General features: G+C 72.5%; 8 protein-coding genes. 3 read left to right on the top strand and 5 right to left on the bottom strand.

Going from position 1 to position 9,091, the window contains the following annotated elements; all coding sequences use genetic code 11:
- On the top strand, window positions 1–976 hold a 976-nt coding region (locus tag ND748_RS18360), incomplete at its 5' end, for an ABC transporter ATP-binding protein (RefSeq protein ID WP_251747086.1).
- 73 nt (window positions 977–1,049) lie between these two features.
- Here ND748_RS18360 and ND748_RS18355 read toward each other — a convergent pair.
- Entirely contained in the window at window positions 1,050–2,117 is a 1,068-nt protein-coding gene (locus ND748_RS18355; protein WP_251747084.1) for a hypothetical protein, read from the bottom strand.
- Window positions 2,118–2,139: 22 nt separating this feature from the next.
- Here ND748_RS18355 and ND748_RS18350 point away from each other — a divergent pair, with 22 nt between their 5' ends.
- Window positions 2,140–3,318 carry a hypothetical protein gene (locus ND748_RS18350; RefSeq protein ID WP_251747083.1) on the top strand — a complete coding sequence of 393 codons (1,179 nt, stop codon included), beginning with the start codon at window positions 2,140–2,142 and terminating at the stop codon, window positions 3,316–3,318.
- Window positions 3,319–3,391: 73 nt separating this feature from the next.
- Here the strand turns inward: ND748_RS18350 and ND748_RS18345 are convergent, their stop codons facing one another.
- The 4 genes from ND748_RS18345 to ND748_RS18330 form a co-directional block, all read right to left on the bottom strand.
- Window positions 3,392–4,678: an ABC transporter substrate-binding protein gene (locus ND748_RS18345; RefSeq protein WP_251747081.1), complete on the bottom strand. Its 1,287-nt coding sequence runs from the start codon at window positions 4,676–4,678 to the stop codon at window positions 3,392–3,394.
- Between the two features lie 209 nt (window positions 4,679–4,887).
- Complete coding sequence (locus ND748_RS18340) at window positions 4,888–5,622, bottom strand: NADPH-dependent FMN reductase (RefSeq protein WP_251747079.1); 735 nt, start codon at window positions 5,620–5,622, stop codon at window positions 4,888–4,890.
- Window positions 5,623–5,697: 75 nt separating this feature from the next.
- Window positions 5,698–6,252 (bottom strand): redox-sensitive transcriptional activator SoxR, encoded by a 555-nt coding sequence (gene soxR, locus ND748_RS18335; RefSeq protein WP_251747077.1) that lies wholly within the window; start codon window positions 6,250–6,252, stop codon window positions 5,698–5,700.
- Window positions 6,253–6,370: 118 nt separating this feature from the next.
- Window positions 6,371–7,531 (bottom strand): alkaline phosphatase PhoX, encoded by a 1,161-nt coding sequence (locus ND748_RS18330; protein WP_251747075.1) that lies wholly within the window; start codon window positions 7,529–7,531, stop codon window positions 6,371–6,373.
- A 315-nt stretch (window positions 7,532–7,846) separates the two neighbouring features.
- Here ND748_RS18330 and ND748_RS18325 point away from each other — a divergent pair, with 315 nt between their 5' ends.
- The gene (locus tag ND748_RS18325) at window positions 7,847–9,067 is read left to right on the top strand and encodes a UDP-glucose--hexose-1-phosphate uridylyltransferase (RefSeq protein ID WP_374215965.1); all 1,221 of its coding nucleotides are present in this window, start codon (window positions 7,847–7,849) and stop codon (window positions 9,065–9,067) included.
- The last annotated feature ends 24 nt before the right edge of the window (window positions 9,068–9,091 follow it).

Here is a 9,091-nt window from a genome sequence, read left to right as displayed (position 1 = left end):
GCCCCCCGGCGACGCCCCGGCGCCCGCCCCGGCGCTCGCTCCGGCTCTCGCGTCAGCCGCACCCGTCGCCGCCGCCTCGCCGCGGCGCGGGTTCGCCGGCGCGGTTGCCCCGGCGGCGCTGTCGGTGTGGGGATTGACGGTCAGCTTCGGCGCGGTGCGCGCGGTGCGCGCCGTCGACCTGCGGGTCGTTCCCGGCCAGGTGGTCGGGATGATCGGCCCGAACGGCGCGGGCAAGACGACGGTCATCGACGCGATCACCGGCTACACCTCGGCGTCGGTCACCTCGATGACGCTCGGTGAGGTCCGCCTCGACCGGCTGCCCGCCCACCGGCGGGCCCGCGCGGGCATCAGCCGGTCGTTCCAGAACCTTGAGCTGTTCGACGACCTCACCGTGCTGGAGAACATCCAGGCGGCCAGCGACCGCCGCGACGCCCGCGCGTACCTCACCGATCTGGTGCTCCCGCGGTCGCGGCCGCTGCCCGCCGCGGCCATCGCCGCCGTCGACGCCTTCGGGCTGCGTGAGGATCTGCTGCGCACCGTCTCCGATCTGCCCTACGGCCGCCGCCGGCTGCTGGCCATCGCCCGCGCCGTCGCGGCCGGGCCGGCCGTGCTGCTGCTCGACGAGCCGTGCGCCGGCCTGGACGAGTCCGCCAGCGCCGAGGTCGCGGCCCTGCTGCGTCGCCTCGCGGACGAGTGGGGGCTGGGCATCCTGCTCAACGAGCACGACATGGACGTCATCATGAGCGTCTGCGACCGGGTGGTCGTCCTCGACGCCGGCGCGCTCATCGCCGAGGGAACGCCGGCTCAGGTGGCCGCCGACCCACGGGTGCGGGTGGCCTACCTCGGCGAGGAGGCCGAGGCGGCCGCCGCGTCGCCCGGGGCGCGAGGAGCCGGGGAGACCGACGCCGATTCCCGGCCGGCGATCTCCCTGACCGGCGGCCGGGCGTCCGGCGGCGAGGCTGCTGATCGTGCCTGACGGCTGGCCGACCCGCCGGGGGCGGCCGCCCCGATCCTTGCGGCCTCGGTCCTTCTCGGAAGAGTAGCCCCGGTCACAGATTCACGATGGGGATCTGTGCGTTCTTCTTACTGAGCTGGGCGACGAGGTGTTCCGGGTCCGGCACCACGTCCCGGTACGCGGCCATGGCGCCAGCACGATCGCCCCGCCTGATGTGTAACACGCCATCGACGGTGCTACCGACCGACTTCACGGCATATGGGACGTGGGTTCTGGCCAGCTCGACGGTCTCGGCGTGGAATCGCTTCGCGTCCTCGTGTCGTCCGGCGCAGCTCGCCGCAAGCGCCAGGTTCGCCATCAGCAGGACGCGCATTGCCCCGTCGGTCTCCGTCTGGAGCTGATCAACGATCAGATCCAGGCACTCGGCGTATCTCGCGGTGCGGAAGGCCATGGCCCATCCGGTGCGGTCGCCGAGCTGGATCTGGTCGATCACCCGCTGGCCCGCCTGCCAGGTGCTGACGTAGCCGAGCCTGAAGTCCCGCCACTTCCTGGGGTCGAGTGCCGGCAGCAGGGGATAGATGTCGGTCGCACACTGCGCGGGCGACGGGGGGCAGGACAGGAAGGCGGCATGGTTGTCCCCCACGACCACCCTTTCGCCGATCACGCCCCAGTTGCCGATGTGGGCGTCTCCATGGAGGACATTCTTTGAATGTAATTGGGCGAGACGTTCTCCAAGCTGCAGGTAGAAAGCGACTACATGCGAACTGCCTGCCGACCCCGTATAGAGTCTGATCTCCGGGCCCTGGGTGGGGGGGTTGAGCCACAGCTCACGGAAGGCCCGGTAGTGCCTGCGCAGTTGTGCGGATTCGTAGGGGAAGGGGTCGGGTGGCAGCGGGTCGGCGGCGGCGCACAGAAAGCGGATGCTCTCCTTCGGCCCTGCGGCCAGCGGATACCTTCGGAATTCGGTGTTGTCGAGACAGGAGATCGGGACCACCGCGCATTCGCCGATGGATTCTGCGACATCGCGCGGCCATGACAATTTGCTGGAGCGGAGCTCACCGCTGGGTGCACTCGTGATCACCGCGAGGTGGCCGCCGGCGATCAGGTCTCGGGCCGCGTCCATCTCATCGCCGCTGAACGCCGCCATGTCCATCGTGTCCACCACGTAACCATAGAATCACGGTGTGACGGACACACGGGCAAACCGCGGGCTGGTGACCCAGAGCCTCGTGCGCAATGCCGGGGCCGCGCTGGACGGTTCCGCAACGCTGAGTCTCACGTCACTGATGGATCTGTGCACGCTCTGCGAGGCGCTGGTCCTTCTGGACGACGTGCAGTCATTGGAAGCCGTCAACCGGCACAGCAGTCCGCTGACCGACCGTCTCGAGCAGGAAGGGCTTTACGGGACGTTGCGCCCCTCGCTCACCGGCTCCGATCTGCGCAGACTGTTCCTGCGCATGCCCGCTGAGCTGGCGGCCAGGACGATCCTGCCGGACGGACGCGACCCCACCCCCCGCATCGACGACGATCCGCTCGCCGGCGGCGGCGACCCTCCCGCGAGCCTCGATGACCTGGTGGCCCAGGTCGACCGGCTCGTCGCCTACCCCAGCGCCGGGACGGTGGCCAGCGAACGGGCGTACCGCAGCAACGGATACCTGATCGTCGCCGCCGCGCACGGGCTCGACTACTTCCCCGACTGCGAACGGGGAATCTTCACCGCCGGCTGTTTGCAGAAGGTCTATCGCTCCTTGCCGATGCGGCTGTACGAAAAGGTCGCCGAATCCCTGGACGACTCCCTCACCGGGGGTGACCTGGTCGCCGAGTGGGCCGCGATCTCCACCATCCCGATCCCTCCGGTGAGTGCCCTGGTGCTCGATCTCGCGGCCACACCGGCCGAGCTGCCCGTCGCACTCCTGCGCGTGCGCGAGGACTTCGCCCGCTACCGCCGCTACTTCGCCGACTTCAAGGCCGAGTTGGAAAAGGCGGACACCATCAAAGAACGCACGAAGCTTCGGAACAGATACCAGGTGCTCCTCAATGAGGCGAGCGGGCCGAACGCCGAGATCGTATCGCTGGCGAGCATGCTCAACCTGACCCAGAGTGTTGTCAGCGCGGCCGCCGCCCCGACTGCCGTGACCGGCTATGGAGCCCTGCTGCTGACCCAGCCGATCGACTGGATCCAGCGCTGGTGGCGCCGGCGGCCGCTGTCCATCCTCCTCCGGATGGACAGCAAGCTGCCGAGACTCTCCGTCTACCGGGGCCTGGTGGGCAAGCTGTGGGGCGAGCAGGCGGCGGAACTGGTGCTCAACGAGTTTGCGGCCCGAGCGCAGCGGCAGCGGTCGCTGCTGGCCGACGCCGGATGAGCGGGGCCGGCGGCCTCGGCCTCGGCCTCGGTGGCTCCCGATCGATCGGCGCGCTACCCCACCGGGAATCGGGTCAGGAGGCGGCGCGGCGCAGGATGTCCAGGCCGTTGTAGGTCTCGGGGCCGAGGGGGACGAACGACTTCGAGACGCTGTCCCAGCGGGCACCCCGCAGGGTGGTGTTGAAGATCCGCTGCGCGCCGGGGATCGGGGTGGTCGCGGTGAGGTCCAGCGGCGGGACGATGCCGCCCAGGTCCAGCTTCTTGGTCCGGTTGAGCTGGGCGAGCAGGTTCTTCGACGTCAGCGGCCCGGACACCTGGTTGCCGACCTTCTCGGCGATCTGCACCGACAGCCACGCCCCGGTGGTGGTCGTCGTCGTGCGCAGGGCGGGTGCGGCGTCGGCGTCCCCGGCGGCCTGCTCCGCGTCGAGCTCGGCGACCATCCGCGCGACCTCGGGGAACTGGGCGGCCTGGCTGAGTTCCGGGAAGGCGGTGGCGACGACGAGCTTGTCCGCCGCGGGGCCGAGGGTGGCCAGGTACTTCGGCGACAGGGTGCCCGCCGCGTGGCAGGTGCGAATCTGCTGGCCCGCCTTGGAGATCACCGCGTAGGCGGCCTGGTCGAAGACGACCAGCACGGCCCCGTCGGCGCCGGAGCGGGACAGTTGGGAGATCGCCGGGGTGAAGTCGCTCGTCGTGATCGGGATGCGGACCTTCGGGTTGATCGGATGGTTGACCGCCTTCGCGCCGCCCTCGGCCATGACGATCAGCCGGTCGCTGGCGCTGAGGTCGTAGCCGACCAGGCCGAGGTGGCTCGCGCCCGCCTTCACCAGCAGCGCCGGGCAGACCGCCGGGTAGAGCGTCAGCGGACTGACGACGTAGCTGACGGGGGAGCTGAGCTCGGAGCCGTCGGCGGAGATCCCGGCCGATCCGATCGACGGGATGCCCGCGTTCTGCAGGATCGGCATGATCCCGCCGGTGCCGCTGACCTCGCTGACGACGGCGAGGACGCCGGTGTCGACGGCCTGCTGGGCGCACTTCTTCGCGCTGGCGGCGTCGTTGCGCTCGTTGCAGTGGACGAGTTCGACGGGGTGCCCGCCGATCCCACCGCGGGCGTTGACCCCGCGGACGGCGGCGCGGGCGGAGGCCACCATCTCGGGGTAGTTCGTCCCGGCGGTGCCCGTCGGCGCGATGATCATCAGCTTGACGGGTGATCCCTTCGCGGCGGGGTCGGACGCCGCGGCGCCGCCCGACCCGGCGTCCGAACCACCGCCGCACCCGGCGAGCGTCGCCGCGAGTGCGGCGGCCAGACCCGCCCGGACCAGACCTGTCCGGGCGAGCCCACGCAGCCCGTACCGTCGTCGCACGTCGTCTCCTCGTCATCCGCCCACCCGGCCGGGCCGGGGCCCCGCATCCCGCCGCCGGGGCAAGCCACGGTAGACCCGTCCAGTCCGGGCTCCTACGTCAGGGTGAGTCGTGGCGGGATCGTCACGGTGCGGAACCGTACCGGGGCGGCCCGGGTGCCACCGGGACGGGCGGTGGGCGGTGGGCGCGGTGATGGGGACGGCGGGGCGGTTCAGATCACCTGGGACCAGGCATAGGTGAATCCCATGATCTGATCGGCGAGCGTTTCGAGTGCCGCCGCGGCGGCCGCGTCGACGAGCCGGCCGTGGGCGTCGAAGAGGGGATGCTCGGTGTTGAACGTCACGCCCAGTGGGGTCGGCCAGCCACGCAGGGCGTGCACGGACGAGCGCAGCGCGCTCAGTGTCGTTCCGGCCGCCTGGTTGCCCTGGGCACAGACGATCAGACCGACCGCCCGCCCGTCGAGGTACGGCCGCGGCGCGCCGCGCAGGTCCTCCAGGTAGTCCAGCGCGTTCTTGATCAGGCCGGACATCCCGCCGTGATAACCGGGGGTGGCGATCACGACGGCGTCGGACTGCTCCACGGCGGCGAGCAGGCGCAGGGCCGGGGCGGAGCGCTCGGGGCGATCGGGCGCGTACATCGGCAGGTCCAGCTCGGCGGACCCGAACTGGACCGTCTCGGCGCCGGCCTGGCCCATCGTCGCGAGCACCGTCGTGAGGGCCCGGTGGGTGGTGGAGTCGGCCCTGGTGGTGCCGCCAATCCCGACGATCATCGGCCGGCGGCGACGGACGCGGACCGAGCCGGGCCCGGTGGGCGGCGCCTCGACGGGTCGGTGGCTGACCCGACTGGGCAGCGCGGCGATCGGCTCACCGCCAGTCCATGGGCCGTGGCCGTCGACCTGCTCCGTGGAGCCGGCGTTCGACCGGAACGCACCGTATCTGTCCCCCACAACCCCTCCTCAGACCCTGCTTCGGCTCGCCTCGGCGCGGATGCGGACCGCCGCGCCACTCGCCGTCACGTCTGTCTATCCGACCGGCCCCGACTCGGTGGCGGCGGGTCCGCTCGGGCCCGGGTCGGCACAGTCGGAATCGGGCTGGGGGCGGTGGCCGCCGTGATGCATCCGCCCGGCGCCGCGCAGCGACGCGGGCAGTGCCCGGGCCCCCGGGCCCAGGGCGCCGATCCGGTCGGCGGGATTGGAGATCCGGCACCGGCGCAGCGACAGGCAACCGCAGCCGATGCACGAGTCGAGCCCGTCGCGCAGGGCCTCCAGGGCTACGATCTCCTCGTCCAGCCGGGTGCGCCAGCGCCGCGAGATGACCGACCAGTCGGCCTTCGTCGGGGTGCGGGCCGCCGGCAGCGACGCCAGCGCCTGCGCCACCTCGTCGAGGCTGAGACCCATCGCGGTGGCCGCCCGGACGAACGCCAGCCGGCGCAGCACGTGGCGTTCGTACCGGCGCTGGCCGCCGGCGGTGCGGGTGGCGGCGATCAGCCCCTGCCGCTCGTAGAAGCGCAGCGCCGAGGGCGCGAATCCGCTGCGCTGCGACAGCTCGCCTACGGTCAACAGGTCGGTGGGGAGCATGGCCGCGATCCTACGTCTCTGGAGCTGAAGTCAGGTTCAGCTTTTTGGTCGAAGGGCCCGGTCACCTCCGGAAGGGCCGGTCACCTCCGGAAGGGCCGGTCACTTCTGGAAGGACCGGTCACTTCCGGAAGGGGCCGGTCACCTCGAACGTGATGCCGCCGCGACTGCGCCCCGTCACCCCACGCTGGGAGGAGAAGTACAGCCGGCTGCCGTCCGGGCTGAAGGCCGGGCCGGTGATCTCGGACCGGTCGTGGTCCGGCAGCCGCAGGAAGGGCGCGACCACGCCGTCCGGGGTGATGAGCACGAGGGCGGGACGGGAGTGGTCCTCGGCCACGTACAGGTCGCCCGAGCGTGCGCCGACGACGTTGTCCACCCCGGTGAGCGGCGGCGGGTCGGGCTGGCTCGCCCCGTCGTAGAGCAGGTCGATCCGCCCGGCGTCCACCCGGTACGCCCACACCCGGTCGTCGCCCTTGGTGGTCAGGTAGCAGACGCCGTGGGCGTACCAGCAGCCTTCGCCGCCGTTGAACCGGCGGGCCGCGCGGACCTGCCGGCGGGTCGCCCGGGGGAAGCCGTCCGGATCGCGTACCCGCTCCCAGCGCACCGGCCCGGAGGCGGCATGCGCATCGGCTACCAGCACCTCCAACCGGCCGGCGGACAGATCGCCCCAGCGGTCCGGGCGGAACCGGTAGAAGCAGCCGTCCTTGCGGTCCTCGGTCAGGTAGATCACCCGATGGTCGGGGTCGCAGGCGGCCGCCTCGTGGGCGAAGCGGCCCAGCGCGGGACGCGCCACGGCCTTGCGCGACCCGTCCGGCCATGCCTCGTACACCCGGCCGGAGAAGAACTCCTCGCACGACAGCCACGTCCCCCACGAGGTGGCCCCGCCGGCACAGTTGGCGGTGGTGCCGCCGAGGATGCGCCCCGCCGAGGCGACCGAGCCGTCGGCCCGGAACCGCAGCGCCGAGGCGCCGCCGTGCAGCATCACCTCGGAGTTCGACACGTAGGTCCAGCCGGCGCCGGGCCCGGGGAAGCAGGCCCCGCCGTCCGGCGCGTCGTGCCACACGTACTCGGTCGCGCCGACGAGCAGGTGCGAGCGGGCGACGATCCGGCTGGTGAAGCCGGCAGGAAGGGCCACCCCGGAACGGTCCGGTGGGCGCAGCGGCCCGTAGGGCCCCACCCCGGGCCGGGCGGTGGCGGCCAGGGCCGCGTGCCAGGTGGCCCCGGAGAACGCGGCGGTGCCCAGCGCCGCCATCGCCGAGCGCAGCAGCATCCGTCGATCCATGACCTGCCCGTCCCCTCCGAGGTGCTGCACTGTGCCGTCCGAGCTGTGCCGTCCGAGCTGTGCCGTCCGCGGTGTGCCGCCCGCGGTGTGATGCGCGCGGTGTGATGCGCGCGGTGTGATGCGCGTTGCATGCGGCGGGCGGCCGCGACGCGCCGACGGGCCTGGTCGTCGCCTGTCCGGATCGCCCCACGTGCGGGTTGTCGCGGCCGGGCCGCGGCGGCGCCACCCTCTGACCCTAGGGTCATCGCGCCACTGCGTCAGGTAACCGGGCGGTGCGGATCGCTCGCCGTCACGGTCGCTGGTGGATCTTCCGGGGTGGTCCGGACGGGGCTGGCCCGGCCGCGGCCGTGGCAGGCTGTCGACTCGATGGACGACACCACGCATCGGCGGTTCAATCCACTGACCGGCCGCTGGGTTCTGGTCTCGCCGGGGCGGGTTCGGCGCCCCTGGCACGGCGGCCGGGAGACGGCCGCGACGCCTCCCGCCGTCGCCCACGATCCCGCCTGCCATCTGTGCCCCGGCAACGAGCGCGCGGGCGGTGCTCGCAACCCCGACTATCGGGGCACGTACGTGTTCACCAACGACTTCCCGGCGCTGCGACCCGCCGAAAGCGATCCCGCGCAGCCCGGCGCCGACCGCGACCTCGGCGTTGGCGCCAGCGCCGGCGTCGACGCCGGCGGCCTCCTGCGCAGCGCCCCCGCGCACGGGACCTGCCGGGTCGTCTGCTTCGGCCCGCACCACGGCCGCGGACTGGTCGACATGTCCTCCTTCGAGGTCAGGGCGGTCGTCGACACGTGGGCGGCGCAGGAGGCCGAGCTGTCCGAGTGGTGGCGCTGGGTGCAGGTCTTCGAAAACCGCGGCACCGCGATGGGCGCCTCCAACCCGCATCCGCACGGGCAGATCTGGGCCTGCGACGCCCTGCCCGACGAGGCCGCCGCCGAGGACACCCACCAGCGGGAGCACTTCGCCCAGTCGGGCAGCTCCCTGCTACTCGACTACCTCCGCACCGAGACGCGCGCCGCGGAGCGGATCGTCCTCGACGACTCCGACTGGCTCGTCGTCGTGCCGTTCTGGGCGGTGTGGCCCTTCGAGACGCTGCTGCTGCCCCGCCGACCCGTGCAGCGGCTCGCCGCGCTCGACCAGGCCCAACGGGACAGCCTGGCCGACGTGCTGGGCCGCCTGCTCGCCGGCTACGACGCCCTGTTCGACCATCCGTTCCCCTTCTCGATGGGCTGGCACGGCGCCCCGGGCCCGCATCCGGCGGGGGCCGTTGGTCGGGCGACTCGGTCACGGCGCCCCCCCGAGGGGGTCTGGCAGCTCCATGCCCACTTCTATCCGCCGCTGCTGCGCTCGCCGACGATCCGCAAGCATCTCGTCGGCTACGAGATGTTCGCCGAGCCCGCGCGTGACCTCACCCCCGAGGACGCCGCGGGCCGGCTGCGTGCAGTCATGGCGGACGCCTGGGACGGGGAGGCGACCCTGCCCGGCGACCTCGAGGCGGTCCCGGCCGCGCCGCTGCGGATCCGGCGGTCGTGACGCCGCCCCCGGGCCGTCCAGGTC

The organism is Frankia sp. AiPs1, assembly GCF_023716945.1.
In the GTDB taxonomy this organism is placed as follows: domain Bacteria; phylum Actinomycetota; class Actinomycetes; order Frankiales; family Frankiaceae; genus Frankia.
The sequence above is the reverse complement of the archived record's forward strand: the minus strand, read 5'-3'. Positions and strand labels throughout refer to the sequence as shown.

Coding starts and splice junctions, on each gene's coding strand:
- soxR (WP_251747077.1), bottom strand. CDS start 6,252: ATGCTCCCCACCGACCTGTTGACCGTAGGCGAGCTGTCGCAGCGCAGC.
- ND748_RS18330 (WP_251747075.1), bottom strand. CDS start 7,531: ATGGATCGACGGATGCTGCTGCGCTCGGCGATGGCGGCGCTGGGCACC.